The sequence below is a fragment of the Streptomyces sp. NPDC054794 genome, assembly GCF_053611585.1.
Map to the genome: position 1 here is coordinate 44,593 of NZ_JBSHAQ010000033.1, position 26,733 is coordinate 71,325.

Consider the following 26,733-nt stretch of genomic DNA (forward strand, 5'->3'; position numbering starts at 1 on the left):
TCAGTCACCCGCTCACCATAAGCACCGTACGAAGTCCGTGAACCCGGTTTCGGATCACTTGCCTTCCACCGGCCAGCAGGTCGGGTCGCCCTTGCACCAGATCGTCCGGGTGACCGTGACGGTGGGGCCGGGCTGCCGGCCGTGCGAGGGCCGGTAGGTGACCGGTGGCTTGTACGTCGGCCCGGGCCTGGCCTTGCAGTTGCCGAGGCCCTTGACGTGGAACCACTGTTTGCCGCCGACCTTGGCGACCAGGTCGCCGCGTACGCAGGCACCGTCGACGGCCTTGGTGACCTTGCCGGTGACGGTGATCTTGCGGCCGTCCTTCGTCTGGCCCTGGCAGTCGACCGAGACGACCGTGCTCTCGGACGGCGAGGCGGTCTTCCCGGGCGTGTGGCCCTTGTTGCCGTAATGGCCGGTGCAGCTGAGCCAGTTCACGTCGACGTGCTGCCGTTTGAGCTCGGCCGTCGCCGTCAGGTCGGTGGTGTACGCCACCGTCGCCGTGTTCAGATCACCCGGCTCGCACGCCACGACACCGCCCACGGCGAGCACCACGAGCCCTGCCACTGCCGCCGCCCGCGTCCCGCGGGGCCGACGCGAAATCCACCTCGATGCCCCCATGCACGGCAGCCTGCCACCGAGACCGGCGGGGCGGTAGAGGGCATATGGCCACTCACCTGTTCGACCACTTCACCCTTGAGTGGCCCTGCGGCCCCGGCCGACCGTGGCTCGACCGGAGGTGCGGCGAGGTCGGCCGGGGCGCGTCGCCGTCAGGTGCGCAGCAGCAGCCACTCCTGGAGCTCCACGAGGTTGCCCTCGGGGTCCTTGAGGTGGGCGACGAGCATGCGCTCGCTCATGGGGGCCGGGCCGTGGATCAGGGTGGCGCCGCGGGAGGTGATCTCCGCGCAGTAGGTGTCGAGGTCGTCCACGCGCAGCACCACCAGGGAGCGGTGGCCGGTCGCCGTGTCGCCCAGTTCGCCGAGGACCTCGGCCATGACCGTGCGGTCCTGCAGCGCGATTCCCGCGGAGCCTATGTGCGGGCTGAACTTCTCGTAGGGACCCTCGGTCGCCCCGGACTGGGGCTTGAGGCCGAGGACTTCGGCGTAGAAGTGGTAGCAGGCGGCGAAGTCGGTGACGAGCAGCCGGACCTGTGCGAGTTCCACGGTGTCTTCCCCCAGGGGGTCAGGACCAGCGTCCGGTACGGCCCAGGAGGAGGGCCGCCGCCGCGGTCCCGGCGGTCGATGTACGCAGCACGGTAGCCCCCAGGACGTACACCTTGGCACCCGCATCGTGAAACAGCGCCAACTCGTCACGGGAGACGCCGCCTTCAGGACCGACGACCAACACGATCTCGCCATCGGTGGGGAGTTCGGCGGTGGCGAGGGGCGCGGAGCCGTACTCGAAGTCGGAGTGGAGGACGGCGGCGAAGTCGGCTTTGGCGAGAAGTGCGGCAACCTGCTTGGTCGTCGCCGCGTCCGCGATCTCGGGGAAGCGGACCCGGCGGGACTGCTTGCCGGCCTCGCGGGCGGTGGCCCGCCACTTGCCGAGCGCCTTCAGACCGCGGTCGCCCTTCCACTGGGTGATGCAGCGCGCGGCCTGCCACGGCACGATCGCGTCGACACCGACCTCGGTCATGGTCTCGACGGCCACCTCGCCGCGGTCGCCCTTGGGCAGGGCCTGGACGACGGTGATCCGCGGGGACCCCTCCGGCTCCTCGTCCACCGTGCTCATGTGCACGATCAGCCGGTCCTTGCCCTCGGTGCCGATCACGTCGCACACCGCGTAACGCCCGGCGCCGTCGGTGAGGACGACCTCCTCCCCGGGCTGGAGCCGCTTCACGGAGACCGCGTGCCGCCCCTCGGGCCCGTCGAGGACGTACTGCCCGCCGCCGCCGGCGCGGAAGTGCTCGACGACGAAGACGGGCGCCGTCATCGCGGATCACCACCGGTCACGGGAGAGGCCGACAACGCTGTCCGGGCCTCGGCGAGTTCGGCCGCCAGGATCTCCACCAGCTGCCCGGCCGGCAGCTCGCGGGCCATCCGGTGGCCCTGGCCCGCCCACAGGGCCATGCCCTGCGCGTCACCGGCCTTGGCTGCGGCCTTGCGCAGCGGCGAGGTCAGGTGGTGGACCTCGGGGTAGGCGGCGGGGGCGTACGGGCCGTGCTCGCGCAGGAAGCGGTTGACCAGGCCGCGGGCCGGGCGGCCGGAGAACGCGCGGGTCAGCTCCGTGCGGGCGAACAGGGGGTTGGTCAGCGCCTGCTTGTGCAGCACGTTCGCGCCGGACTCGGGGGTGGCGAGGAACGCGGTGCCGAGCTGGGCCGCGCTCGCGCCCGCCGCGAGGACCGCGGCGATCTGGCTGCCGCGCATGATGCCGCCGGCGGCGACGACCGGGATGTCCACGGTCTCGCGGATCTGGGCGATGAGGGAGAGCAGTCCGGTGCCGGAGCCGTCGCTCTCCTTGATGTCCCGGTGGGTGCCCTGGTGACCGCCGGCCTCCACGCCCTGCGCGATCACCACGTCGGCGCCGGCCCGCTGCACCGCGAGGGCCTCCTCGGCGGTGGTCGCGGTGACCAGGGTGAGGGTGCCGACGCGGCGCAGGGAGTCCAGCGCGTCGCGGGTCGGCACGCCGAAGTGGAAGGAGACCACCGGCACCGGGTTGTCGAGCAGGACCGCGAGCTTGGCGTCGTAGCCGTCGTCGCGGCCGCTGTCCGGGTCGCCGAGCTCGGTCTCGTACCAGGCGGCCTCGCCGGCCAGCTGGTTGGCGTAGAGCTCCACGGCGCCGGACTCGGCGTACTCCGGCTGCGGCATGAACACGTTCACGCCGAAGGGGCGGTTCGTGAGCCCCCGCAGCTGCTTGATCTCCTGGTACATCCCGTCGGCGGTCTTGTACCCGGCGGCGAGGAACCCGAGACCGCCCGCCTCGGACACGGCGGCGGCGAGCTGCGGCACGGAGACACCGCCCGCCATGGGGGCCTGCACGATCGGCTGGGGGAAGAGATCGGTCAGTGCGGAGGACATGACCGCATGTTGTCACGTCCCCCGAACAAGTCCGAATCCGGCCGTCCGATGGCATACGCCACCGGCAAGCCGGGCCTCCGGGCGCCCCGCGGCCGTCGGCTCGGTGGACGGCCGCCGGACCCCCCGGCGGCCGTACTCGCCCGCGTCAGCGGCCGTTGAAGGCGTCCTTCAGCCGGGAGAACAGACCCTGCTGGCCCGGCTGGAACTGGCCCTGCGGGCGCTCCTCGCCGCGCAGCTTGGCCAGCTCGCGGAGCACGCGTTCCTGCTCGGGGTCGAGCTTGCTCGGGGTCTGGACCTCGACGTGGACGATGAGGTCACCGCGTCCGCCGCCGCGCAGGTGCGTGACGCCCCGCCCGTGCAGCGGGATCGACTGGCCGGACTGGGTGCCCGGGCGGATGTCGACCTCTTCGAGCCCGTCCAGGGTCTCCAGCGGGACCTTGGTGCCGAGGGCCGCCGCCGTCATCGGGATCGTGACCGTGCAGTGCAGGTCGTCACCGCGCCGCTGGAACATGGCGTGCGGCAGCTCGTGGATCTCGACGTACAGGTCACCGGCGGGACCGCCGCCGGGGCCGACCTCGCCCTCGCCGGCCAGCTGGATGCGCGTGCCGTTGTCGACACCGGCCGGGATCTTCACCGTCAGGGTGCGACGCGAGCGGACGCGGCCGTCGCCGGCGCACTCAGGACACGGCGTCGGCACGACCGTGCCGAAGCCCTGGCACTGAGGGCAGGGACGCGAGGTCATGACCTGGCCCAGGAAGGACCGGGTCACCTGCGACACCTCACCGCGGCCGCGGCACATGTCGCACGTCTGGGCGGAGGTGCCCGGCGCCGCGCCCTCACCGTTGCAGGTGTTGCAGACGACCGCCGTGTCGACCTGGATGTCCTTCGTGGTGCCGAAGGCCGCCTCGTCGAGTTCGACCTCGATCCGGATCATGGCGTCCTGGCCCCGGCGGGTGCGCGAGCGCGGCCCGCGCTGCGACGCCGTGCCGAAGAACGCGTCCATGATGTCGGAGAAGTTGCCGAAGCCACCGGCCCCGAAGCCGCCCGCGCCGGCGCCGCCGGCCTGCGAGAGCGGGTCGCCGCCGAGGTCGTAGACCTGCTTCTTCTGCGGGTCCGACAGCACCTCGTAAGCGGCGTTGATCTCCTTGAACCGCTCCTGGGTCTTCGGATCCGGATTGACGTCCGGGTGCAGCTCGCGCGCGAGCCGACGGAACGCCTTCTTGATCTCATCCTGCGACGCGTCGCGGCGCACGCCGAGAACGGCGTAGTAGTCCGTGGCCACTTACGACTCCGCCAGGATCTGTCCGACGTACCGTGCCACTGCGCGTACCGCTCCCATCGTTCCCGGGTAATCCATGCGGGTCGGTCCGACCACGCCGAGCTTGGCGACTGCCTCGCCGCCCGAACCGTAGCCGACCGACACCACGGACGTGGAGTTGAGTCCCTCGTGGGCGATCTCGTGACCGATGCGCACGGTCATGCCCGAATCCTTCGCCTCGCCCAGCAACTTGAGGAGCACGACCTGCTCCTCGAGCGCTTCGAGCACTGGCCGGATGGTGAGGGGAAAATCATGGCCGAAACGGGTGAGATTGGCGGTGCCGCCGATCATCAGCCGCTCCTCGTTCTCTTCGACGAGCGTCTCCAGGAGGGTGGAGAGCACCGTCGTGACCGTGCCGCGATCCTCGATCTCGAAGGCTTCCGGCAGGTCCTCGACCAGCCGCGGCACGTCCGTGAAGCGGCGGCCCGCGACCCGGCTGTTGAGCCGCGCCCGCAGATCCGCCAGGGACGCCTCCCCGAAGGGCGCCGGGCAGTCGACCATCCGCTGCTCGACCCGGCCGGTGTCCGTGATCAGTACGAGCATCACCCGGGCGGGCGCGAGCGACAGGAGCTCCACGTGCCGCACGGTGGACCGGGTCAGCGAGGGGTACTGCACGACGGCGACCTGCCGGGTGAGCTGCGCGAGCAGCCGCACCGTCCGCGCCACGACGTCGTCGAGGTCGACGGCCCCGTCGAGGAAGTTCTGGATCGCGCGCCGCTCGGGGGCGCTCATCGGCTTGACGCCGGCGAGCTTGTCGACGAACAGCCGGTAGCCCTTGTCGGTGGGAATCCGCCCCGCGCTGGTGTGCGGCTGGGCGATGTACCCCTCGTCCTCCAGGGCCGCCATGTCGTTGCGGACGGTCGCCGGGGACACGCCGAGGCTGTGCCGCTCGGTGAGCGCCTTCGACCCGACCGGCTCCTCGGTGCCGACATAGTCCTGGACGATGGCGCGCAACACCTGAAGCCTGCGTTCACTCAGCATCCGCGCACACCTCCAGCGAATTGTCCCCTTGGCGCCTTGCCTGGCACTCTGCGCGTGCGAGTGCCAGCATTCCCCGCCCAGTGTACGGCGGTGGGGTACGCCCCGGGCAAGGCCGGAGCGGTGCCGTCGTGCCCGGCGGGGTGGTCACCGCTAGCGTCGCCGTATGACGGTGACTTGGGAAGAGCTGGGGTGGGAGCGGGTGGCCGGCGGGGTCGGCCGGTGCCGGTTGCCGGGCTGGGACTGCACGGCGGGCCTGATCCTCGGGGAGGGCACGGCGCTGGTGGTGGACGCCGGGTCGAGCCTTGTGGAGGGCGCACGGTTGCGTGCGCAGGCGCAGGAGCTGGCCGGCCGCCGTGTGACCCATCTCGCGCTCACGCATCCCCACTTCGACCATGTCTTCGGGGCGGCGGCGTTCGCGGGGGCCGAGGTGTTCGGGGCGGTGGGGATCGACTCGGTGTTCGCCCACGAGCGCGAGGAACTTCGCCGGGACGCGGTCGGCAACGGCCTGGACGCCCGGCTCGCGGACGAGGCCCTGGAGGCGCTGGTCGCGCCCCGCCACCACGTCAGCGGCGAGTGGACGCTCGACCTCGGCGGCGGCCGTCAGGCGCTGCTGGCGAACGTCGGCCCGGGGCACACGGCCCACGATCTCGTGGTGCTGGTGCCGGGCGACCCGGAGGTGGTGTTCTGCGGCGACCTGGTCGAGGAGTCCGGCGAGCCGCAGGCGGGTCCCGACGCCGTGCCGTCCCGGTGGCCGGACGCGCTGGACCGCCTCCTCTCGCTGGGCGGCGAGGACGCGTTGTACGTGCCCGGTCACGGAGCGGTGGTGGGCGCGGCGTTCGTGCGGCGGCAGCGCGACGAGCTGGCGGCGCGTTTCGGCGTGTCGTGATCGGCGCCCGGCGCTTTCTCCTATCGTCATCCGAATGCGCCAGTACTCGCCGGACCTGACCCCGCCCTGGAAGAAGCCCGAGCCGGTGCCCGAGGTCCCGGCGGACCCCGGCCTGGTGGTGGAGGAGCCCGGGACCGGATTCTGCGGCGCGGTGATCCGCTGCGAGGCGGGCACGGTCACCCTGGAGGACCGCTTCGGCAAGCACCGGGTGTTCCCGCTGGAGCCGCGGGGCTTCCTGCTGGAGGGCCGCGTGGTGACGCTGGTACGGCCGTCGTCGGCTCCGGTACGTGCCACCCGCACCGCTTCCGGTTCGGTCGCCGTCCCCGGCGCACGCGCGCGGGTCGCCCGCGCCGGGCGCATCTACGTGGAGGGCCGGCACGACGCCGAGCTGGTCGAGAAGGTGTGGGGCGACGACCTGCGCATCGAGGGCGTGGTGGTGGAGTACCTGGAGGGCGTCGACGACCTGCCGTCGATCGTGTCCTCCTTCGCGCCGGGCCCGGACGCACGCCTGGGCGTGCTCGTGGACCACTTGGTGCCGGGCACGAAGGAATGGCGCATCGCCCAGTCGGTGACCAGCGAACACGCGCTCGTGGTCGGCCACCCGTACATCGACATCTGGGAGGCGGTGAAGCCGGCGTCCCTGGGGATTCCGGGTTGGCCGCGGGTCCCGCACGGCCGGGACTGGAAGACGGGCGTGTGCCGGGCCCTGGGCTGGCCGGAGAACACGGGGGCGGCGTGGCAGGCGATCCTGTCGCGGGTGAGCTCCTACAAGGACCTGGAGCCCGAGCTGCTGGGGCGGGTGGAGGAACTGATCGACTTCGTCACGGGTAGCGGTGCGGCCTGATGTTCTCGTAGATGCCGAACTCGCTGGTCTCGACCTCGATCCCCAGGGGCTCCAAGGGTGTGCGGTCGCCGAACCCGGTGATCCGCCGACACCGGTAGTCCGCGTCGTCGCCGCTGCCTGTCGGCTCGGTGAGAAGTACGCACTGCGCCATGAAAGGGTCGATGATCGAGTAGGCGGGTACCTGCGCTGCGGCGCAGATCGAGCGCCTGACCCCGTAGTCTCGCTCGACGCCGGTCGGGGAGACGACCTCGACCAGGACCGTGCATCAGATCCGGACTGCGCGACATCACGATCTCCCCCCGCAGGAGCTCGACCCTGACGCCCTCGGGCGGCTCGAACTCCTCCAGGAACTTGATCATCTGGCTGTCGTTCACGGCGGCACCCTACGAACCGGAGCGGGGACCGAACCGAGCCCTCGCACCGATTCACCCGCTGGGGTGATCAATCCACCAGGTCCCGCACCACGGCGTCCGCCAGCAGCCGCCCCCGCAGCGTGAGCACGGCGCGTCCCTCCTCGTACGGTCGCTCCTGGAGGAGGCCGTCCGCCAGGGCGCGGCGGGACGCCGCGAGGCCCTCCGCGCGCAGCAGGTCCAGCGGTGCGCCCTCGCGGAGCCGCAGTTCCAGCAGGATGCGCTCCACCCGGCGGTCCTCGTCCGACAGGAGCTCGCGGCCCGCGCCCGGGGTCCGCCCGGACGCCAGCGCCGCCGCGTACGCCCCGGGGTGCTTCACGTTCCACCAGCGGACGCCGCCGACGTGGCTGTGGGCACCCGGCCCCGCGCCCCACCAGTCCGCGCCCCGCCAGTACAGCTCGTTGTGCAGGCAGCGGCCCGCTTCCGAGGTGGCCCAGTTGGAGACCTCGTACCAGTCGAAGCCCGCCGCCGAGAGGGCCTCCTCGGCGATCAGGTACCGGTCCGCGTGGACGTCGTCGTCCGTCATCGGGACCTCGCCCCGGCGGATCCGGCGGGCCAGCTGCGTGCCCTCCTCGACGATCAGGGCGTACGCCGAGACGTGGTCCGGGCCCGCGCCGAGCGCCGCGTCCAGCGAGGCCCGCCAGTCGTCGTCGGACTCCCCCGGCGTGCCGTAGATCAGGTCCAGGTTCACGTGCTCGAAGCCCGCCGCACGGGCCTCGGCCACGCACGCCTCGGGGCGTCCGGGAGTGTGCGTGCGGTCGAGGATCCTCAGCACGTGCTGCTTCGCGCTCTGCATGCCGAAGGAGATCCGGTTGAAGCCGCCCTCCCGCAACGTCGTGAGGTACGCCGGATCCACCGACTCCGGGTTCGCCTCCGTCGTGACCTCCGCGTCCGCCGCGAGGCCGAACTCGTCGCGGATCGCCCCCAGCATCCGTACGAGATCGCCGGCGGCCAGCAGCGTGGGCGTACCGCCGCCGACGAACACCGTGCGGACCTCGCGCGGATCGTCGCCCAGCACCTTGCGCGCCAGGCGGATCTCGTCGATGAGCGTGTCCGCGTAGTTGTCGCGGGAGGCGAGGACGCCGCCCGTGCCGCGCAGCTCGGTGGCGGTGTAGGTGTTGAAGTCGCAGTAGCCGCAGCGGGTCGCGCAGTACGGCACGTGCAGGTAGAAGCCGAGGGGCCGGTCGGCGGCCCCGGCGAGCGCGGATACGGGCAGCGCGCCGTCGGCGGGGACGGGCTCGCCGTCGGGAAGTGCGGAGGGCATGTCCTCCATTGTCCAGCACCGGCACAGGTGCCCGTTTTCCTGGCCCCACGCGCGCGTGCCCGTCCTCCCTACCCACGCGCGCGTGCCTCCTCGACCGGCCCACGCGCGCGTGCCCGTGACGCCGGCCGGAGCGCCTCGCCCGGAGCTACGTCGAGGGCGACAACTGCTCCGCCTGGAGCACCAGCAGGGCCAGGTCGTCCTCCGGCGCGCCGCCGCCGAACTCGTGCACCAGCCGCCGGATCCGCTCCGCGATCAGCTCGGCGCTCAGTCCCACGCAGCCGGCGAGCGCCTGCGCGAGCCCGTCGCCGTCGTCGAACTGGCGGATGCCGTCGCGGCGCTCGGTGACACCGTCGGTGACGCACAGCAGGCTGTCGCCGGGCCGCAGCTCGATCGTCTCGCTGGTGTACGTGGCGTCCTCGACGACGCCGAGGAGCGTCTGCGGCTGCGCGGCCGTGCTGACCTCGCCGTCGGGCCCGAGGAGCAGCGGGAGCGGGTGTCCGGCGGAGGCCAGGGTGCAGCGGACGCCGCCCGCGAAGGGGGCCAGCTCACCGTAGAGGAGGGAGAGGAAACGGGTCTGCGGGCCGTCGCCGTGGGCCACGGGACGGCCGCCGGCGGCCACCAGCGCGCGGGCCGCCGCGTCCGCGGCCTCCGTGGCGTCGTCGAGGAGGAGCTGGTTGAGGCGGTCGAGGACGTCGGCGACCCGGTAGCCCTCGCGGGCCAGCAGCCGCAGCCAGGGCCGGGCCAGGCCGATCACCACGGCGGCCTCGGGGCCCTTGCCCTGCACGTCACCGACGGCGAAGCACCAGCGGCCGTCGCCCGCCGGGAAGAGGTCGTAGAAGTCGCCGCTCGGGCCGCCCTTGTCGCAGGGCTCGTAGACGAGCGCGCTGCTCAGCCCCGGGATCTCGGCGACCGCGCCGGGCAGCAGCCCGCGCTGCAGGACGGCGCTGATGGTGGCCTGGCGGGCGTACTGGCGGGCCGCGCCGATGGCCAGCGCCACCCGGCGGCCGAGGTCCTCGACGAGCCCGGTGATCTCGTCGGGGAAACGCAGCAGCCCGCACCGCCCGATGACCAGTGTGCCCAGCGGGCGGCCGCCCGCGATCAGCCGGTACGCGAGTGCCGTACCGGCGCTGCCCTGCGGGCCGAGCGCCTCGCCGGGCCAGGGGTAGGGCTCGGGTCCGGACCGTAACCCGCCGTCCCGGGGCCGGGGCGGGTCCTTCTCCAGGGTCCGGCGCAGTTCCTCGATGCGGTTCTCGCTGGCGTGCCAGACCCGGGCCAGCCGCGGCCCGACCGCGCCGGCACTGTCGCCCCACCCGCCGCCACCGCCGCCTCCGGTTCCGGCTCCGCTCCAGCGGGGTGCGCCCCAGCGCCCGGTCGACTCGTCCTCCAGCCACACCGCGCACCAGTCGGCGAGCCGCGGCACGATCAGCTGGCCGGTGAGCGCGGCGACCAGGCTCTCGTCGAGCTGTCCGGCGAGCAGGTCGGAGGCCTCGGCGAGGAAGGACAGCGCGCCCCGGCCCAGCCAGTCCCGGTCGCGCTCGGCGCGCTGCGGATCGGGGGCGAGGAGTTCGGCGACCCGCAGCGAGTCCGCGCCCGGCGCGACGCCGTTCGCGCCCCCGTCGGCGGTCAGCCGCGCCCACACGGTCTTGGCGCCGCTGCGGTAGGTGACGCCCCAGGACTCGGCGAGGGTGGCGACGAGGCGCAGGCCGCGGCCGTACTCCGCGCTCTCGTGCGCCGCGTCGGCGCCGTGGTCCCGGGGTGGCCGTGAGGGGTGGTGGTCGGCGACCTCGACGACGACCGCCCCGGTGTCCTCCTCCAGCCGGCAGGTCAGCTCGATGTCGGTGCCCGCGTGCACGACCGCGTTGGTGACGAGTTCGCTGACGGCGACCATGGTGTCGTCGGCGAGCCGGGGGGCGTACGCGAGGCCGAGGTCCGTCCACCCGGTGAACGCCTCGCGGACCAGCGCGCGGGCGGATCCCGGCGCGAGGGGGCTTCCGTGCAGGGTCGCGCGCACCTCAGTACGCTCCCCCGCGCCGCGGTGCGCGGGCGCATCACGGCCCCGGGAAATGGTCTCCCGTTGCGTGGGTATGGCCCCCATTGCCAGCTCCCCGAGCAGTTCGCACGAATACGCCTCGATCGATGCGGACAGAGTGACAGACTGGCTGCGCCCATAAGCACCGAGTTACCGAAGTGGGCCGCCATGAGTGAGAACAGTGCAACACGTGTGCTCGAAGTCGGACAGAATCTTGAACAAGTACGAGCATCCGAACTGCGCCCTCTGCTCGCCGCGATGACCGCGGCCCGGGACGGCGACTTCACCAAGGTGGCGGAGTCGGGGCACGGCATCGTCGCCGAACTCGCCGCGCTCTTCAACCAGATCATCGACCGCAGCACGCACTTCAACACGGAAGTGCAGCGCGTGAAGCGGGACCTGGTGCGGCACGGCCGGCTCGACGAGCGGCTGTCGGCCAGCCCGGGGCAGGGCGCCTGGACGTCCCGGGTCAGCGACGTCAACCAGATACTGGACGCGCTGGTGGCCCCGGCCGCCAACGCCACGCGCGTACTGGACGCGGTGGCCGGCGGCGACCTGACCCAGCGCGTCGATCTGCACGACGGCAGCCGCCAGTTGCGCGGTGATCTGCGGCGGCTGGGCCGGGCCGTGAACAAGATGGTCGACCAGTTGTCCCTGTTCACCGGTGAGGTCACCCGGGTGGCCCGGGAGGTCGGCACCGAGGGGCGGCTCGGCGGGCGGGCCAAGGTGCAGCGGCTGTCGGGCAGCTGGCGGGACGTGACCGAGGCGGTCAACACGATGGCCGCCCGGCTGACCGCGCAGGTCCGCGACATCGCGCTGGTGACCACGGCGGTGGCCCGCGGCGACCTGACGCGCACGGTCACCGTCGAGGCGACCGGTGAGCTGCTGGAGCTGAAGCTCACCGTCAACACGATGGTGGACCAGCTGTCCGCCTTCGCCGACGAGGTGACCCGGGTGGCCCGCGAGGTCGGCACCGAGGGACAGCTGGGCGGTCGCGCCCAGGTGCGGGGAGTGTCGGGCGTCTGGAAGGACCTCACCGACAACGTCAACTTCATGGCGTCGAACCTGACTTCGCAGGTCCGCAACATCGCCCAGGTGACGACCGCGGTGGCCAACGGCGACCTCAGCCAGAAGATCACGGTCGACGCGCGGGGCGAGATCCTGGAGCTGAAGTCGACCGTCAACACCATGGTCGACCAGCTCTCCGCCTTCGCCGACGAGGTCACCCGGGTGGCCCGCGAGGTCGGCACCGAGGGCAACCTCGGCGGACGCGCCCAGGTGCGGGGAGTGTCGGGCGTCTGGAAGGACCTCACCGACAACGTCAACTTCATGGCGGACAACCTGACTTCACAGGTGCGGAACATCGCCCTGGTGTCGACCGCCGTCGCCCAGGGCGACCTCGGCAAGAAGATCACGGTGGAGGCGAAGGGCGAGATCCTGGAGCTGAAGTCGACCATCAACACCATGGTCGACCAGCTCTCCGCCTTCGCCGACGAGGTCACCCGGGTGGCCCGCGAAGTCGGCACCGAGGGCAACCTGGGGGGGCAGGCGCAGGTGCGGGGCGTGTCGGGGGTGTGGATGGACCTCACCGACAACGTGAACTTCATGGCGTTGAACCTGACCTCCCAGGTCCGCAACATCGCGCAGGTGACGACCGCCGTCGCGAACGGGGACCTGTCGAAGAAGATCACGGTCGACGCCCGCGGCGAGATCCTGGAGCTCAAGGACACCGTCAACACGATGGTGGAGCAGCTGCGCGCCTTCGCCGACGAGGTGACCCGCGTGGCCCGCGAGGTCGGCACCGACGGGCGGCTGGGCGGGCGGGCCCAGGTGCAGGGGGTCTCCGGGGTCTGGCGGGACCTGACCGACAACGTCAACTACATGGCGGACAACCTCACTTCGCAGGTGCGGAACATCGCCCAGGTGGCGACGGCGGTGGCGCAGGGCGACCTGTCGAAGAAGATCGACGTGGACGCGCGCGGCGAGATCCTGGAGCTGAAGACCACCATCAACACGATGGTGGACACGCTGTCCTCCTTCGCCGACGAGGTGACCCGAGTGGCCCGCGAGGTCGGCACCGAGGGCCAACTGGGCGGCCAGGCACGGGTGGAGGGCGTGTACGGCACCTGGAAGCGCCTGACGACGAACGTGAACGAACTCGCCCTGAACCTGACCACCCAGGTCCGCGCCATCGCCGAGGTGGCCTCCGCGGTGGCCCAGGGCGACATGTCCCGCTCCATCACGGTGGAGGCGCGCGGCGAGGTCGCCGAGCTGAAGGACAACATCAACCTGATGGTGTCCAACCTGCGCGAGACCACCCGGGCGAAGGACTGGCTGGAGTCCAACCTGGCCCGCCTGGCGGCGCTGATGCAGGGCCACCGGGACCTCATGGAGGTCGCCGACCTGATCCTGCGCGAGCTGACCCCGCTGGTGAACGCCCAGTACGGCGCGTTCTTCCTGGCCGAGCAGGACGAGGACGGCTCCTCGCTGCCCACCACGGTCCCGGCGAAGGGGCTGGCCTTCATCGCGGGCTACGGCGCGGCGCAGGGCGCGACCGTGGAGACGGGCGGGCTGCCGGTGCACGGGCTGGTCCGCCAGGCGGCCCGGGAGAAGAAGCGCATCCTGGTGGAGGAGGCGCCGCCGGACTACATCAAGATCAACAGTGGGCTCGGGGAGGCCGCCCCCACGACCATCGTCATCATCCCGATCCTCTTCGAGGACACGCTCCTCGGCGTGATCGAGCTGGCCTCCTTCTCCCGCTTCTCCGATGTGCACCTGGCGTTCTTCGACCAGTTCGTGAACACCATCGGCGTCGCCATCAACACGATCATCGCCAACTCCCGTACCGAGTCGCTGCTCGGCGAGTCCCAGCGGCTGGCGATGCAGCTCCAGGAGCGCTCGGACGAACTCCAGAAGCAGCAGGCGGAGTTGCAGCACTCCAACGCCGAACTGGAGGAGAAGGCGGCGCTGCTGGCGACCTCGTCGCAGTACAAGTCGGAGTTCCTGGCGAACATGTCGCACGAGCTGCGGACGCCGCTGAACTCGCTGCTGATCCTGGCCAGGCTGCTCTCCGACAACCCGGACGGCCGGCTGTCCGAGCAGGAGGTGCAGTTCGCGACGACGATCCACCGATCGGGATCCGATCTGCTCCAGCTGATCAACGACATCCTGGACCTGTCGAAGATCGAGGCGGGCCGGATGGACGTACGCCCGAAGCGGCTGCCGCTGATCAAACTGCTGGACTACGTCCACGCGACCTTCCGCCCGCTCACCCTGGACCGGGGGCTCTCCTTCGAGGTGTCGGTCGGCGAGGACGTCCCGCGCGAGATGTACTCGGACGAGCAGCGCCTCCAGCAGATCCTGCGCAACCTCCTCTCCAACGCGACCAAGTTCACCGCGACCGGCCGGGTGGAGCTGCGGGTGAGCCGCCTGAAGGACCCCGAGCACCACTACGTCCGCGACAGCGACGAGGTGGTCGCGTTCGCGGTGTCCGACACGGGCATCGGGATCGCCGCCGACAAACTCCCGGTCATCTTCGAGGCGTTCCAGCAGGCCGACGGCACGACCAACCGCAAGTACGGCGGCACCGGCCTCGGCCTGTCCATCAGCCGGGAGATCGCGGGCCTGCTGGGCGGCCGGATCGTCGCGGAGAGCGAGCCCGGCAAGGGCTCCACCTTCACGCTGTACGTCCCGGTGGCCAGCCCCGGCCACGCGGCGACCGGACCCGTGCCGGCGGACCGTACGACCTTCGCGATCCCCGAACAGCCGGCCTCCGAGCCCTTCCCGTCGGCCCACGAAACGGAAGAGGCCTGGCCCGTGCCCCCGAAGCTGGAGGCGTGGCAGTCGGGCCGCGCGGGCCAGGTGCTGCCCGGGCGGCGGGTGCTGATCGTCGACGACGACATCCGCAACGTCTTCGCGCTCACCCATGTCCTGGGCCGCGTCGGCATGCCCGTGCTCTACGCGGAGAACGGCCGGGAGGGCATCGAGACCCTCGAACGCAACCCGGACGTCGAACTGGTCCTGATGGACATCATGATGCCGGAGATGGACGGCTACGAGACCATCTCCGCCATCCGCCGCACCCCGCGCTGGACCGGGCTGCCGATCGTCGCGCTCACCGCGAAGGCGATGCCCGGCGACCGGGACAAGTCCATCGCGCGCGGCGCGAACGACTACGTACCCAAACCGGTGGACGTCGACCGGCTGCTGACCGTGGTGTGCGGGCTGCTGGATCCCGAGAGCGCCGCGGTCGCGGAACCGGCCGAAGAGACGGAGACGGAGTGAGGCACCGTCACCATGAGCCCTGAGGCACCGACCGACGAGTGCGCCGGCATCCTCCTGGTCGACGACATGGAGGACAACCTGATCGCGCTGGAGGCCGTCCTGGCGTCGCTCAACGAGCCGCTCGTGCGGGCCCGTTCGGGCGAGGAGGCGATGAAGGCCCTGCTCCGGCGGCGCTTCGCCGTGGTCCTCCTCGACATCCGCATGCCGGGCATGGACGGCTTCGAGACGGCCGCCAACATCAAGCGCCTCGACCAGACCAAGGACGTCCCGATCATCTTCCTGACCGGCGCGGAGGACTCGGGCTACGCGTTCCGCGGCTACGCCACGGGCGCCGCCGACTACCTGACCAAGCCGTTCGACCCCTGGGTCCTGCGCGCCAAGGTCACCGTCTTCCTGGACCTGCACCGCAAGAACCACCAACTGGAACGCGTCCTGGCCCAGGAACAGTCCCACACCGACCAGGTGGCCACCCGCCTGGCCACCCTGGAAAAAACCCTGACCCCCGACACCCCGGACCTCCCGGAGGCCCGCCGCCAACTACAGGAACTCCAACAACTGGTGGAGTCGGTGCGGCGGCGGGGGGTGGGGCGCTAGCCGCGACGGCCCCGGAAGGCGCTCATGGCCTTCCGGGGCCGTCGGTGGGCGGGGGCCCGTGCGGGGTGTCCCGTGGGGGCTACGCCTCGCGGGTGCCCGCGTACATCTCGTCGATCAGGTGCTTGTACTCCCGTTCCACCACCGGGCGCTTCAGCTTCAGGCTGGGAGTGATCTCGCCGTGTTCGACGTCGAGGTCGCGCGGGAGGAGGCGGAACTTCTTGATGGTCTGCCAGCGCTGGAGGCCCTCGTTGAGCTGCTGGACGTACCCGCCGATCAGCTCGACCGTGGCGGGGGCGGCGACGACCTCGGCGTACGACTTGTCCGCCAGGCCGTTCTCCTTGGCCCAGTCGAGGATGGCGATCTCGTCGAGGGCGATGAGGGCGGTGCAGAAGTTCCGGTCGGCGCCGTGCACCAGGATGTTGGAGACGTACGGGCACACGGCCTTGAACTGGCCCTCGACCTCGGCCGGCGCGATGTACTTGCCGCCGGAGGTCTTGATCAGGTCCTTCTTGCGGTCGGTGATGCGCAGGTAGCCGTCGGGGGACAGCTCGCCGATGTCGCCGGTGTGGAACCAGCCGTCGGCCTCCAGGACCTCGGCGGTCTTCTCGGGCAGCCCGTGGTAGCCCTGCATGATGCCGGGGCCGCGCAGCAGGATCTCGCCGTCCTCCGCGATGCGCACCTCGCAGCCGGGCAGCGGCTTGCCGACCGTGCCGGTGCGGTAGGCCTCGCCGGGGTTGACGAAGGAGGCCGCGGAGGACTCGGTGAGGCCGTAGCCCTCCAGGATGTGCACGCCGGCGCCGGCGAAGAAGTAGCCGATCTCCGGCGCGAGGGCCGCGGAGCCGGAGACACAGGCGCGCAGCCGGCCGCCGAAGGCCTCGCGCAGCTTGGAGTAGACGAGGGCGTCGGCGACCTTGTGCTTGGCGCCGAGGCCGAAGGGCACGGTGGCCGTGCCGGTGCGGCGGAAGCTGTCCTGGCTGACCTTGGCGTACTCGCGGGCGACCTCGGAAGCCCACTGGAAGATCTTGAACTTGGCCCCTCCGCCGGCCCGGGCCTTGGCGGCGACGCCGTTGTAGACCTTCTCGAAGATGCGCGGGACGGCCGCCATGTACGTCGGCTGCACCACCGGCAGATTCTCGATGATCTTGTCGACGCGGCCGTCGACCGCGGTGACGTGCCCGACCTCGATCTGGCCGGAGGTGAGCACCTTGCCGAAGACGTGGGCCAGCGGCAGCCACAGGTACTGCACGTCGTCCGCGCCGACCAGGCCGGTCGCGGCGATGGCCTTGGCCATGTACGACCAGTTGTCCTGCGGGAGGCGGACACCCTTGGGCCGGCCGGTGGTGCCGGAGGTGTAGATGAGGGTGGCGAGCTGGTCCTTGGTGATCGCCCCGACCCGGTCCTTGATCAGCTCGGGGTTCTTCTCCAGGTACGCGGCGCCGCGCTGCTCCAGCTCGGCGAGGGTGAGCACCCAGTCGCCGGTCTCGACGCCGGCCGGGTCGATGACGACCACATGGGTCAGCTCGGGCAGCTCGGCGCGCTTCTCGACCGCCTTGGCGAGCTGGGCCGCGTCCTCGGCGATCAGCACCCGACTCTCGGAGTCGGAGAGGATGAACGCCGACTCGTCGGCGTTGGTCTGCGGGTAGACGGTGGTCGTGGCCGCGCCCGCGCACAGGATGCCGAGGTCCGCGAGGATCCACTCGACCCGGGTCGAGGAGGCGAGCGCGACGCGCTGCTCGGGCTGGACGCCCAGCTCGATGAGTCCCGCCGCGATCGCGTAGACCCGCTCGGCCGCCTGGCCCCAGCTCAGCGACTTCCACTCGTCCGGGCCCTGGCCGGAGGCCGGCGGCACCGGGTAGCGGTAGGCCTCGGCGTCCGGCGTGGCCGCGACGCGGTCCAGGAACAAGGTCGCCACGGACGGCGGACGATTCTCGATCAGGGTCTGTGTGTCGGTCACGACATCCTCCGGCGCCCGCGACGATGCGGCTGGCTCAGTGCGACTGGGTTCACTCACGGTGGTGGTGCGAATCTGTTGTTTAACTCGCGAGTAACTATCGAGCAGAGATCAGGGTAGAGCCCGACCGGCCGGTTCGTAAGAGGCGGCGGCCTGTCACTTCCTACAGAGAGCGACGCTACGCACGCGTAGGGGCCCGCCGCACTTTCGCACGGCGAGCCCCCGTTGCACCCGGTTTGCCGGTCCACCCCGCGCTTACTCGGGGTAACGCCTGGTTACTTCTTGCCCTTGCCGGACCCCGCGCTCTCGTCGCTGGACAGGACCGCGATGAAGGCCTCCTGCGGAACCTCCACCGAACCCACCATCTTCATCCGCTTCTTGCCTTCCTTCTGCTTCTCCAGCAGCTTCCGCTTACGGGAGATGTCACCGCCGTAGCACTTGGCGAGGACGTCCTTGCGGATGGCGCGGATGGTCTCGCGGGCGATGACCCGGGAGCCGATGGCGGCCTGGATGGGCACCTCGAAGGCCTGCCGCGGGATGAGCTCGCGCAGCTTGGCGACGAGCCGCACCCCGTACGCGTACGCGGCGTCCTTGTGGGTGATCGCCGAGAAGGCGTCCACCTTGTCGCCGTGCAGCAGGATGTCGACCTTGACCAGGCTGGAGGTCTGCTCGCCGGTGGGCTCGTAGTCCAGTGACGCGTAACCACGCGTCTTCGACTTCAGCTGGTCGAAGAAGTCGAAGACGATCTCGGCGAGCGGGAGGGTGTAGCGGATCTCGACCCGGTCCTCGGAGAGGTAGTCCATGCCGAGGAGGGTGCCGCGCCTGGTCTGGCACAGCTCCATGATCGAGCCGATGAACTCGGTCGGCGCCAGGATCGTGGCCCGCACGACCGGCTCGTACACCTCGCCGATCTTGCCCTCGGGGAATTCACTCGGGTTGGTGACGATGTGCTCGCTGCCGTCCTCCATGTTCACGCGGTAGACCACGTTGGGGGCGGTGGCGATCAGGTCGAGCCCGAACTCGCGCTCCAGGCGCTCCCGGATCACGTCGAGGTGCAGCAGGCCGAGGAAGCCGACGCGGAAGCCGAAGCCGAGGGCCGCGGAGGTCTCCGGCTCGTAGACCAGCGCGGCGTCGTTGAGCTGCAGCTTGTCGAGGGCCTCGCGCAGCTCCGGGTAGTCGGAGCCGTCCAGCGGATACAGACCCGAGAAGACCATGGGCTTCGGGTCCTTGTAGCCGCCGAGCGCCTCGGTGGCGCCCTTGGCCTGGCTGGTGACGGTGTCACCGACCTTGGACTGGCGGACGTCCTTCACACCGGTGATCAGGTAGCCGACCTCGCCGACGCCGAGGCCGTCGGCGGGCAGCATCTCCGGCGAGTTGGTGCCGATCTCCAGGAGCTCGTGGGTGGCACCGGTGGACATCATCCGGATGCGCTCACGCTTGTTGAGCTGGCCGTCGATGACACGGACGTACGTCACCACACCGCGGTACGAGTCGTACACGGAGTCGAAGATCATCGCGCGGGCGGGCGCGTCGGCGACACCCACCGGCGGCGGGATCTCCTTGACGGCCTTGTTCAGCAGCGCGTCGACGCCGAGGCCGGTCTTGGCGGAGACCTTGAGGACGTCCGCCGGGTCGCAGCCGACCAGGTTGGCCAGCTCCTCGGCGAACTTCTCGGGCTGCGCGGCCGGCAGGTCGATCTTGTTCAGTACGGGGATGATCGTGAGGTCGTTCTCCATCGCCAGGTAGAGGTTGGCGAGGGTCTGCGCCTCGATGCCCTGGGCGGCGTCGACCAGGAGGATGGTCCCCTCGCAGGCGGCGAGCGACCGCGAGACCTCGTACGTGAAGTCGACGTGCCCCGGGGTGTCGATCATGTTGAGGATGTGGGTCGTGCCCTGGTCGGGGCCCTCGGTCGGGGCCCAGGGCAGACGCACCGCCTGGGACTTGATCGTGATGCCGCGCTCGCGCTCGATGTCCATACGGTCGAGGTACTGAGCACGCATCTGCCGCTGCTCGACCACGCCGGTCAGTTGGAGCATCCGGTCGGCGAGCGTGGACTTGCCGTGGTCGATGTGCGCGATGATGCAGAAATTGCGGATCAGAGCCGGGGCGGTACGGCTCGGCTCGGGCACATTGTTAGGGGTCGCGGGCACGCAGGGTCCTGTCTCTTGAGGCGCCTTATGCCTCGGGTCGGATCGATACGTTGCCTCCATGGTCCCACGGGTGGGGACCGGGGACCGGTTTGGGCCACCGGACGAGCCCCTGGTAGCCTGGGTGGCTGTGCCTCATGCCCTCTCAGCGCGAGGCGCTTCTCTTAAGAAATCACCGGTACGGGACCCGCGCGGCCCCGTACCAGAACCTGAAAAGGCTCATTCGTGGCGAACATCAAGTCCCAGATCAAGCGGATCAAGACCAACGAGAAGGCCCGGCTGCGCAACAAGGCGGTCAAGTCTTCTCTGAAGACCGCGATCCGCAAGGCCCGCGAGGCCGCTGCCGCGGGTGACGTCGAGAAGGCCACCGAGTACCAGCGCGCTGCCGCGCGTCAGCTCGACAAGGCCGTCTCGAAGGGCGTCATCCACAAGAACCAGGCCGCCAACAAGAAGTCGGCGCTTGCCACCAAGGTCGCGTCCCTCAAGGGCTGACACTTGATTTGACGCCGGAGGGAACCGAGCGGGCCCTCTCTCATCCGCTCCCGTCCGGCACCCCAGGGTCCGCGCGCGGCCTGCGTTCGCCACGCGGGCGCGGATCCGAAAACTGAACCGAAGACCCCGGCACCACGCCCTTCCCCAGGGCCGGCGCCGGGGTCTTCGGCATGTGCGGAGCCCCTGGGGGCGGGCATCCATGAGGTCCGGCGGCGCGGGCTACATCCGGCCCCGGGATCTGGCTGCCCGGGCGATCGTCACCACGGCCTTCTCCAGGGCGTACTCGGGGTCGTCGCCGCCGCCCTTCACGCCCGCGTCGGCCTCGGCCACGGCGCGCAGGGCCACGGCGACACCGTCCGGCGTCCACCCCCGCATCTGCTGCCGCACCCGGTCGATCTTCCACGGCGGCATGCCGAGCTCCCGGGCCAGATCGGCCGGGCGGCCGCCGCGCGCGGACGACAGCTTCCCGATCGCCCGGACGCCCTGCGCCAGCGCGCTGGTGATCATCACCGGCGCGACCCCGGTGGACAGCGACCACCGCAGCGCCTCCAGCGCCTCCGCCGTACGCCCCTCGACCGCGCGGTCGGCGACCGTGAAGCTGGAGGCCTCGGCGCGCCCGGTGTAGTACCGCCCGACGACGGCCTCGTCGATCGTCCCCTCCACGTCGGCGACGAGCTGGGTCACGGCCGACGCCAGCTCCCGCAGATCGCTCCCGATGGCGTCCACCAGGGCCTGGCAGGCCTCGGGGGTGGCCGACCGCCCGGCGGTGCGGAACTCGCCGCGCACGAAGGCGAGCCGATCCGCCGGCTTGGTCATCTTCGGGCAGGCCACCTCCCGCGCGCCCGCCTTGCGCGCGGCGTCGAGCAGCCCCTTGCCCTTGGCCCCGCCCGCGTGCAGCAGCACCAGGGTGATCTCCTCGGCGGGCGCCCCGAGATACCCCTTCACGTCCTTGATCGTGTCGGCCGACAGATCCTGTGCGTTGCGTACGACCACGACCTTGCGCTCCGCGAAGAGCGACGGACTGGTGAGCTCGGCGAGCGTGCCGGGCTGCAACTGGTCCGGAGTCAGGTCACGTACGTCCGTGTCGGCGTCGGCGGCCCTGGCGGCGGCCACCACCTCCCGCACGGCACGGTCGAGCAGGAGGTCCTCCTGGCCCACGGCGAGCGTCACCGGGGCGAGAGGGTCGTCATTCGCAGTCTTCCTGGCCATCGCGACAAGCATCGCACGGGGCACTGACATCAACGGGTCCGCGGTGGAGCGCCCCGGGTTCGCGGTGGAGCACTACGGCTCCTCGCGCCACCCGTCCCACTCCCCCGCGAACGCGTTCAATTCCTCCGGATCCAGGCGGCCCTCCTCGTCGCGCAGGACGACCAACCACTGCGCGTCCTCGGCGTCGTCCTCACCGGCCAGGGCGTCGCGCACGAGCCGCGGCTCCTCGGCGACCCCGAACCGCTCCCCGAGCGCCTCCGCCGCCTCTTCCGCGGCGTCGCGGTCGGGCAGCACCAGCACATGTCTCACATCGCTCACGGGGCCATTCTCCGGCACCCCTGCCGAGGGTCCCGAAGCGGAGGGCGCGGGGGCGATTGAGTCGGGTCGGTCTGCTCAGTCGGCGCCGTTCCGGCCGCGCACCGTCGGCATGCGGCTCAGCTCCACCCCGAACCGCTCCCGGTACACCCCGAGCACCTCCTCGTCCGTCTCCAGCTCACGCACCTCCTTCGTCCCGTCGGGCGCCGTCACGGTCAACGCCCGCCCGCTCAACGTGATCCGCCCTCCGTCCTCCGTCACCCGGGAGCACACCAGCGACCGCGTGAAGTGCGAGGCCGACGAGGTGCTGTGCCACCAGGCCCCGGCCGTGAAGTCGCCGAGCACCCGCGGCCGCGTCTCCAGGCGGTACTCGCGCTTGCCGTCGCGCAGGACGTCCAGGTCCCCGGCCCCGGCCTGGCCGCCCCCGCCGAGCGCCCCGGCCGCGTCCGGCCCGGACTCGACGATGCGGAACGTCCCGCCGGGATCCCGCTGCTCCCCGCGCTCCTCGGAGGCCAGCGGATAGTGACTGTGCGCGCCGAACCCGACGTCGGCGAGCCACTCGCCCCCGTCCACCGTCCGTACCCGCAGCGCGAGATGGTCGTACGGGATCCCGAGCCGCCCCTCGTCCCCGTACACCCGTCCCGCGAGCAGGTCGACGTCGAAGCCCAGCGCGGCGAGCAACGCCCCGAAGGCGCCGTTCAGTTCGTAGCAGAACCCGCCCCGTCGGCCGGCCACCACCTTGTCCAGCAGGCGCTTCTCCTCCAGCACGATCTCCTCTCCCAGGTGGATCGAGAGATTCTCGAAGGGCACGGTCCGCAGATGCCGCAGATGCAGCTCGCGCAGGACCTCTACGGTGGGCCACGCCGGATGCGCGACCCCGAGACGGTGGAGATAGGCGTCGACCTGTGCGGAATCCATGCCTTCAGTCTCGCGCCACCCGCATCTCTGCGCGCACCCCTCCCGACCCGGCGACCGCGAGCGCCCCGTCCCGGTCGGTACGCAGCACCACCGCCCCCTCGGCCCGCAGCGCGGCCACGGTCGCGGGTGCCGGGTGGCCGTACGGATTGTCCGCGCCGCAGGAGATGAGCGCCACCCGCGGAGCGACCAGGCGTATCAGGTCCGGGTCCTGGTAGGCCGAGCCGTGGTGGGCCACTTTGAGCACGTCCACCCGGCCCAGCCCGGCCGCCGCGGATGATCTCAACAGCGCCTGCTGGGAGGGGGGTTCCAGGTCCCCGAGGAGCAGCAGCCGCAGCCCGGCGGAGCGCACGAGCAGCGCGACGCTCGCGTCGTTGGGGCCGTCCGGTGCGGGCGCCGCCGGGCTCGGCGGGGGCCACAGCACCCGCCAGGACAGCGGTCCGGTGCGCCGCTCCTCACCGGCGACGGCGTGGGTGAGCGGGATGTGCCGTGCGGCCGCCTCCTTCCTCACGAACTCGGCCTGCTCGCCGGGCTCCTCGAAGTCCGTCGTCTCGATGGCGGCCACCGAGCGCCCGCGCAGCACACCGGGCAGTCCGGCGACGTGGTCGGCGTGGAAGTGGGTGAGGACGACAAGCGGGATCCGTGTGATGCCGAGCTCCCGCAGACAGTGGTCGACCAGCGCCGGATCGGGTCCGGCGTCCACGACGACCCCGCTGCCCTCGCCCGCCGCGAGCACCGTCGCGTCGCCCTGTCCCACGTCGCACATCGCGAACCGCCAGCCCGGCGGCGGCCAGCCCGTGAGCACCCGGGTCAGCGGCGCCGGCCGCAGGACCGCGAGCACCAGCAGCGCCCCGCAGGCGGCACACCACCACGGGCGCCGCCCCAACCGCCGCCCGACGAACACCAGGACCACGGTGACCGCCGCCAGCAGCAGCGCCCCCGTCCAGCTGCCGGGCCAGTCCACTCCCCCGCCGGGCAGCGCGGCCCCGCTCCGGGCCACCCCGGCGATCCAGCCGGCCGGCCAACCCGCGCACCAGGCCCAGGCCTTGGCCACGGGCATCGCCACCGGCGCCGTCGCCAGCGCCGCGAATCCCAGCACCGTGGCCGGGGCGACCGCCACCTCGGCGAGCAGGTTGCAGGGCACCGCCACCAGGCTCACCCGCGCCGAGAGCACCGCCACGACCGGCGCGCACACGGCCTCCGCCGCGGCGGCGGCCGCCAGCGCCTCGGCCGCCCGCGCGGGCACTGAGCGCCGCCGCAGCGCCGCGCTCCATCGCGGCGCCAGCACGAGCAGCGCGCCGGTGGCCAGCACCGAGAGCAGGAAGCCGTAACTGCGGGCCAGCCACGGGTCGTACAGCACCAGCAGCAGGACGGCCGTCGCCAGTGCCGGGATGAGCGATCTGCGGCGTCCGGTCGCCAGGGCGAGCAGCGCCACGGCTCCGCAGGCCGCGGCCCGCAGCACGCTCGGGTCCGGTCGGCAGACGATGACGAATCCGAGCGTGAGCGCCCCCGCGAGCAGGGCGGTGGCCCGCAGGGAGATGCCCAGGCGGGGGGCGAGTCCGCGGCGTTCGACGCGCTGGGCCAGGCCGGGCGGGCCGATCAGCAGGGCCAGCAGAACGGTGAGGTTGCTGCCGGAGACGGCGAGCGTGTGCGCCAGGTCCGTCCCCTTGAAGGCCTCGTCCAGTTCCGGCGTGATCCGCGAGGTGTCCCCGACGACCAGCCCGGGCAGCAGCGCCCGCGCGTCCGCCGGGAGCCCGTCGGTCGCGGTGCGCAGTCCGGCCCGCAGCCGCCCGGCCAGCCGCTGGGGTGCACTCGGCTGCCCCACCACCCGCGGCACCTCGTCGGCGGTCACCCGCAGCACGGCCGCGGTCCGGTCCGCCCCCGCCATCACGGGCGCGAGCCGCGCGCTGACCCTCAGCCGGGTGGTGGGCAACAGCCCGAGCCACGCCGAGCGTGCCGACTGCCGGGCACCGGGGAGCCTCGTGTGTCCTTCCTCTTCCGGCGCCGGGGCGTCCCCGTCGACGACCATCAGCACCGGTGACCGCGTCGCCGTGGCCGTGCCGTCCGCCTCCTCGACCCGCCGTACCTCGGCATGGATCAGGACGGCGACCGGGGCGGCGTGATCGCCCGTGACCCGTGGCCGGCTGAGCCACGGATCCGAGCCGAGCTCGACCTCGGCGGTCACGTCGGCATACCGCCGGGCCAGCTCGGGCACGGGTCCCCGGCGCAGGTCCGCCCCGTGCAGTCCGGCGGAGACGGCGGTCGCGGCGACACAGAGGAGCAGGGCGGCCGTCGCGGTGCGTGGCAGGGGGAAGCGGGTGGGCGGGGCTTGGGGGCGGACGGCCGGGGCGTCGCGGCGTGCTTGACGTCGCCGTGCGGTCAGCAGGATGCCGGAGGTGATCAGGCAGGTGGCGACGATGACTGCGATCCAGGTCGGCGACGCGTCCAGGGTCAGCGCCGCCGTCGCCCAGGCCGCCAGCGCGGGCGGGACCAGGCGCAGGTCCATGGGTCCCTCCTGGCGGGGGTGTGCGGCCCCGAGCCGGTTTCCGGAGGCGGCGTGCACGGCGGAGCGAGGGGCGGTGCGCGAGGGCGGGCGGCGAGCGATACGCGCGGGTGGCGGGTGAGCGGTAGGCGCGGGCGATCGGCGACCGGTGCGCGTACCCGGGTCGTCGTCGGACTCGCGGCTCATGGCCGCACCAGGTTCCGCAGGTCGGCGAAGCGGCGGGCGCCGATGCCGTTGACCTGGCGCAGTTCGTCGACCGAGCGGAAGCCGCCGTGCCGGGTGCGGTAGTCGACGATGTGCTGGGCGAGCACGGGGCCGACGCCGGGCAGGGTGTCGAGCTGTTCCGGGGTCGCCGTGTTGAGGGAGATCGGGGCCGAGGGGCCTCCGACGCCCACCGTGGAGCCGGCCGCGGCGGTGCCGGTCCCGCTGCCCGGGCCTCTTCCCGCGGCCGGTGCCGGGCCGCCGACGACGATCTGTTCGCCGTCCATGAGGAAGCGGGCGCGGTTGAGGCCCTCGGTGCCGGTGCCCGGCCGCACCCCGCCCGCCGCCCGTAGCGCGTCCTCGACCCGTGAACCGGCGGGCAGGCGGTGGATCCCGGGGTCGCGGACCTTGCCGCCGACGTCCACCACGATCTCCGTCCCGGCGGCACCCGGCCCGCCCACTCCGGACCCTCCGGAACCGGCCCGCCCGGCCTGTCCGTTCGCCGCGGTCTCGCCCGTGCCCTCGGCCGCCCCCGCCTCCTCGCCGGTCCGCAGCGGAGCCTGAGCCTTCACCACCTGCGGCGCGCTCACCGACTGCGTGCGGCCGGCCCAGAAGTGCTGCACGGCGAACACCGCGGCGACGACGAGCAGTACCGCGAGCGCGACCACGCCCCGTCGCTCCAGCCCGCACCTCTCCTGCAACCACAGAGGCATGCGCTCCCGCAGAGCGAGCCCGGCCCGCTCCCGCCAACCCGACAGCGACGGCCCGTCCGCGACACCGGCGTCGATGACGGGCGGATCGTCCGCATCACCGGCGTCGTCAATGGGCGGATCGTCCACGCCATCGCCCCGCACCGGCGCACCCCATACCGGCGCACCCCGCACCGATGCCGCAGTCGCGACGCCCGGTGCCGACCGCGCCGGGCTCACCACGGGCGCCGCGCGCATGCCGCACACCGCCCCCGTCCCCCGCGCCGTACCCCCACGCGGCCCCGGGCCCGGCCCCAGCGCCGTACCCCCACGCGGCCCCGCTCCCAGCCCTGGACCCGGCCCCAACCCCAGCCCCGCCCCCACGACCGGTGGCCCGCTGCCCGACTCCCTCCCCGGTCCGGTCTGTTCGCCGAAGAGCAGTTCAGCGCGGCGGCGCAGTTCCTCCGCGGGCGCGGGGCGGTGCCGGGCGCGGGCGCGGTGGCGGGTCGGTGGGCGGCGGTGGCGGGTGCGGCCGTCGGAGGCGGGCTCGCGGCCGGGGCCGCTGGTCGCCGGCGACATGCGTGAGCGTGATCGAAGTGCCATGGGACGAGGATCGGACAACTCGCCACATCGCGATGATCTTGCTCAATTCCGGGGGACAGTCACCCAGTTGTGGACAACTCCGTC

21 protein-coding genes are annotated in these 26,733 nt (G+C 72.1%); 5 read left to right on the forward strand and 16 right to left on the reverse strand.

Going from position 1 to position 26,733, the window contains the following annotated elements; genetic code table 11:
- Positions 1-54: 54 nt before the first annotated feature.
- The 6 genes from ACWGKT_RS30240 to hrcA all read right to left on the reverse strand — a co-directional run bounded on the left by ACWGKT_RS30240 (position 55) and on the right by hrcA (position 5,313).
- Positions 55-564 carry a hypothetical protein gene (locus ACWGKT_RS30240; protein WP_453276183.1) on the reverse strand — a complete coding sequence of 170 codons (510 nt, stop codon included), beginning with the start codon at positions 562-564 and terminating at the stop codon, positions 55-57.
- A gap of 203 nt (positions 565-767) precedes the next feature.
- Positions 768-1,160: a VOC family protein gene (locus tag ACWGKT_RS30245; RefSeq protein WP_235452302.1), complete on the reverse strand. Its 393-nt coding sequence runs from the start codon at positions 1,158-1,160 to the stop codon at positions 768-770.
- Positions 1,161-1,179: 19 nt separating this feature from the next.
- Positions 1,180-1,929, reverse strand: coding sequence for a 16S rRNA (uracil(1498)-N(3))-methyltransferase (locus ACWGKT_RS30250; protein ID WP_453276184.1), 750 nt, complete (start codon positions 1,927-1,929; stop codon positions 1,180-1,182).
- A complete protein-coding gene (locus tag ACWGKT_RS30255; protein WP_356145409.1) occupies positions 1,926-3,014 on the reverse strand; it encodes a nitronate monooxygenase in 1,089 nt (362 codons plus the stop codon). Before ACWGKT_RS30255 ends, ACWGKT_RS30250 begins: the two co-directional genes overlap by 4 nt.
- A 145-nt stretch (positions 3,015-3,159) precedes the next feature.
- Positions 3,160-4,296 carry a molecular chaperone DnaJ gene (gene dnaJ / locus ACWGKT_RS30260; protein WP_453276185.1) on the reverse strand — a complete coding sequence of 379 codons (1,137 nt, stop codon included), beginning with the start codon at positions 4,294-4,296 and terminating at the stop codon, positions 3,160-3,162.
- Positions 4,297-5,313 carry a heat-inducible transcriptional repressor HrcA gene (gene hrcA, locus ACWGKT_RS30265; RefSeq protein WP_235452306.1) on the reverse strand — a complete coding sequence of 339 codons (1,017 nt, stop codon included), beginning with the start codon at positions 5,311-5,313 and terminating at the stop codon, positions 4,297-4,299.
- Positions 5,314-5,476: 163 nt separating this feature from the next.
- On the opposite strand from hrcA, the gene ACWGKT_RS30270 reads away from it, so the two are divergent.
- Together ACWGKT_RS30270 and ACWGKT_RS30275 are read left to right on the forward strand one after the other, a co-directional pair.
- Positions 5,477-6,199, forward strand: coding sequence for an MBL fold metallo-hydrolase (locus ACWGKT_RS30270; RefSeq protein WP_356145413.1), 723 nt, complete (start codon positions 5,477-5,479; stop codon positions 6,197-6,199).
- A 34-nt stretch (positions 6,200-6,233) separates the two neighbouring features.
- Complete coding sequence (locus tag ACWGKT_RS30275) at positions 6,234-7,043, forward strand: DUF3097 domain-containing protein (protein WP_453276186.1); 810 nt, start codon at positions 6,234-6,236, stop codon at positions 7,041-7,043.
- Here ACWGKT_RS30275 and ACWGKT_RS30280 read toward each other — a convergent pair.
- The 3 genes from ACWGKT_RS30280 to ACWGKT_RS30290 all read right to left on the reverse strand — a co-directional run bounded on the left by ACWGKT_RS30280 (position 7,021) and on the right by ACWGKT_RS30290 (position 10,812).
- Positions 7,021-7,299: a Uma2 family endonuclease gene (locus ACWGKT_RS30280; protein WP_453276211.1), complete on the reverse strand. Its 279-nt coding sequence runs from the start codon at positions 7,297-7,299 to the stop codon at positions 7,021-7,023. The genes ACWGKT_RS30275 and ACWGKT_RS30280 overlap by 23 nt on opposite strands.
- A gap of 185 nt (positions 7,300-7,484) precedes the next feature.
- Positions 7,485-8,717: a radical SAM family heme chaperone HemW gene (gene hemW / locus ACWGKT_RS30285; RefSeq protein WP_453276187.1), complete on the reverse strand. Its 1,233-nt coding sequence runs from the start codon at positions 8,715-8,717 to the stop codon at positions 7,485-7,487.
- A 145-nt stretch (positions 8,718-8,862) separates the two neighbouring features.
- Positions 8,863-10,812, reverse strand: coding sequence for a SpoIIE family protein phosphatase (locus ACWGKT_RS30290; RefSeq protein ID WP_453276188.1), 1,950 nt, complete (start codon positions 10,810-10,812; stop codon positions 8,863-8,865).
- Between the two features lie 102 nt (positions 10,813-10,914).
- On the opposite strand from ACWGKT_RS30290, the gene ACWGKT_RS30295 reads away from it, so the two are divergent.
- Positions 10,915-15,030, forward strand: a complete 4,116-nt coding sequence (locus tag ACWGKT_RS30295) for a HAMP domain-containing protein (protein ID WP_453276189.1) — start codon at positions 10,915-10,917, stop codon at positions 15,028-15,030.
- A gap of 12 nt (positions 15,031-15,042) precedes the next feature.
- Positions 15,043-15,624, forward strand: coding sequence for a response regulator (locus ACWGKT_RS30300; RefSeq protein ID WP_356145424.1), 582 nt, complete (start codon positions 15,043-15,045; stop codon positions 15,622-15,624).
- Between the two features lie 79 nt (positions 15,625-15,703).
- On the opposite strand, the gene ACWGKT_RS30305 is transcribed toward ACWGKT_RS30300, so the two are convergent.
- Together ACWGKT_RS30305 and lepA are read right to left on the reverse strand one after the other, a co-directional pair.
- Positions 15,704-17,578, reverse strand: coding sequence for an AMP-dependent synthetase/ligase (locus ACWGKT_RS30305; RefSeq protein ID WP_453276190.1), 1,875 nt, complete (start codon positions 17,576-17,578; stop codon positions 15,704-15,706).
- 272 nt (positions 17,579-17,850) lie between these two features.
- Positions 17,851-19,725 carry a translation elongation factor 4 gene (lepA, locus tag ACWGKT_RS30310; RefSeq protein ID WP_235452319.1) on the reverse strand — a complete coding sequence of 625 codons (1,875 nt, stop codon included), beginning with the start codon at positions 19,723-19,725 and terminating at the stop codon, positions 17,851-17,853.
- Positions 19,726-19,947: 222 nt separating this feature from the next.
- Between lepA and rpsT the strand changes: the two genes are divergently transcribed.
- Positions 19,948-20,214 carry a 30S ribosomal protein S20 gene (gene rpsT, locus ACWGKT_RS30315; RefSeq protein ID WP_030172934.1) on the forward strand — a complete coding sequence of 89 codons (267 nt, stop codon included), beginning with the start codon at positions 19,948-19,950 and terminating at the stop codon, positions 20,212-20,214.
- A gap of 219 nt (positions 20,215-20,433) precedes the next feature.
- On the opposite strand, the gene holA is transcribed toward rpsT, so the two are convergent.
- From holA to ACWGKT_RS30340, 5 genes are all read right to left on the reverse strand, one after another.
- On the reverse strand, positions 20,434-21,423 hold the full coding sequence (gene holA, locus ACWGKT_RS30320) for a DNA polymerase III subunit delta (protein ID WP_453276191.1): 990 nt from the start codon (positions 21,421-21,423) through the stop codon (positions 20,434-20,436).
- Between the two features lie 72 nt (positions 21,424-21,495).
- Positions 21,496-21,741, reverse strand: a complete 246-nt coding sequence (locus ACWGKT_RS30325; RefSeq protein ID WP_453276192.1) for a hypothetical protein — start codon at positions 21,739-21,741, stop codon at positions 21,496-21,498.
- A gap of 75 nt (positions 21,742-21,816) precedes the next feature.
- Complete coding sequence (locus ACWGKT_RS30330; protein ID WP_453276193.1) at positions 21,817-22,656, reverse strand: arylamine N-acetyltransferase family protein; 840 nt, start codon at positions 22,654-22,656, stop codon at positions 21,817-21,819.
- Positions 22,657-22,660: 4 nt separating this feature from the next.
- Entirely contained in the window at positions 22,661-25,216 is a 2,556-nt protein-coding gene (locus ACWGKT_RS30335; protein WP_453276212.1) for a ComEC/Rec2 family competence protein, read from the reverse strand.
- A gap of 122 nt (positions 25,217-25,338) precedes the next feature.
- Positions 25,339-26,649, reverse strand: coding sequence for a helix-hairpin-helix domain-containing protein (locus ACWGKT_RS30340; protein ID WP_453276194.1), 1,311 nt, complete (start codon positions 26,647-26,649; stop codon positions 25,339-25,341).
- Between the last annotated feature and the right edge of the window lie 84 nt (positions 26,650-26,733).

Excerpts from the sequence above, each read along its gene's own strand:
- ACWGKT_RS30250 (WP_453276184.1), bottom strand. The coding sequence starts at position 1,929 with ATGACGGCGCCCGTCTTCGTCGTCGAGCACTTCCGCGCCGGCGGCGGC.
- ACWGKT_RS30255 (WP_356145409.1), bottom strand. The coding sequence starts at position 3,014 with ATGTCCTCCGCACTGACCGATCTCTTCCCCCAGCCGATCGTGCAGGCC.
- hrcA (WP_235452306.1), bottom strand. The coding sequence starts at position 5,313 with ATGCTGAGTGAACGCAGGCTTCAGGTGTTGCGCGCCATCGTCCAGGAC.
- ACWGKT_RS30270 (WP_356145413.1), top strand. The coding sequence starts at position 5,477 with ATGACGGTGACTTGGGAAGAGCTGGGGTGGGAGCGGGTGGCCGGCGGG.
- ACWGKT_RS30275 (WP_453276186.1), top strand. The coding sequence starts at position 6,234 with ATGCGCCAGTACTCGCCGGACCTGACCCCGCCCTGGAAGAAGCCCGAG.
- hemW (WP_453276187.1), bottom strand. The coding sequence starts at position 8,717 with ATGCCCTCCGCACTTCCCGACGGCGAGCCCGTCCCCGCCGACGGCGCG.
- ACWGKT_RS30290 (WP_453276188.1), bottom strand. The coding sequence starts at position 10,812 with ATGGGGGCCATACCCACGCAACGGGAGACCATTTCCCGGGGCCGTGAT.
- ACWGKT_RS30295 (WP_453276189.1), top strand. The coding sequence starts at position 10,915 with ATGAGTGAGAACAGTGCAACACGTGTGCTCGAAGTCGGACAGAATCTT.
- ACWGKT_RS30300 (WP_356145424.1), top strand. The coding sequence starts at position 15,043 with ATGAGCCCTGAGGCACCGACCGACGAGTGCGCCGGCATCCTCCTGGTC.
- holA (WP_453276191.1), bottom strand. The coding sequence starts at position 21,423 with ATGGCCAGGAAGACTGCGAATGACGACCCTCTCGCCCCGGTGACGCTC.
- ACWGKT_RS30330 (WP_453276193.1), bottom strand. The coding sequence starts at position 22,656 with ATGGATTCCGCACAGGTCGACGCCTATCTCCACCGTCTCGGGGTCGCG.
- ACWGKT_RS30340 (WP_453276194.1), bottom strand. The coding sequence starts at position 26,649 with ATGGCACTTCGATCACGCTCACGCATGTCGCCGGCGACCAGCGGCCCC.